This window comes from Pedococcus sp. P1_H8 (assembly GCF_056405175.1).
Genome location: NZ_JBFUCP010000300.1, coordinates 1 through 418, shown reverse-complemented (window position 1 = coordinate 418; position 418 = coordinate 1). Strand labels below are relative to the sequence as shown.

Here is a 418-nt window from a genome sequence, read left to right as displayed (position 1 = left end):
GGACGACCTCCGCGATCTCGGTCGGCACGGACTGGGTGGACTCGGTGGTCGACCGGACCCCGGAGGTGCTGGTGACGCCCCAGACCGCGAGCGGACTCGCGATAGCTACGGCGGCAACCGTCCCCAGGATGATCGACGGCTTCGATCGGCGGTGCGGCAAGACGACTCCCTCGTTGTTTCGCTGAACCTGCTCGAGGCCCCGAACCCTGCATTTGTGTTGCGAATGTTGCTTGAGTGACAGCTGTTGCCATTGCTGACCACTCTTGCCACACTAGCCACAGATAGCCTAAGGCTCAACCTTAGCTTGAGACTTGATGCTCGTCTCAGTCGATGAGGAGACCGGAACATGGCCATTACCCGTCGCAAGAAGTTCATCATGGGCCGCCCGATACGTGCCGGATGGCGGCCTTTCGCGGCG

Annotated in this window: 1 protein-coding gene; it reads left to right on the top strand. The window is 61.7% G+C overall.

From position 1 onward, the window contains the following. Positions 1–185: hypothetical protein (locus AC1DYG_RS20105; protein ID WP_477641605.1), on the top strand; the 185-nt coding region annotated here is incomplete at its 5' end. Positions 186–418: the final 233 nt, after the last annotated feature.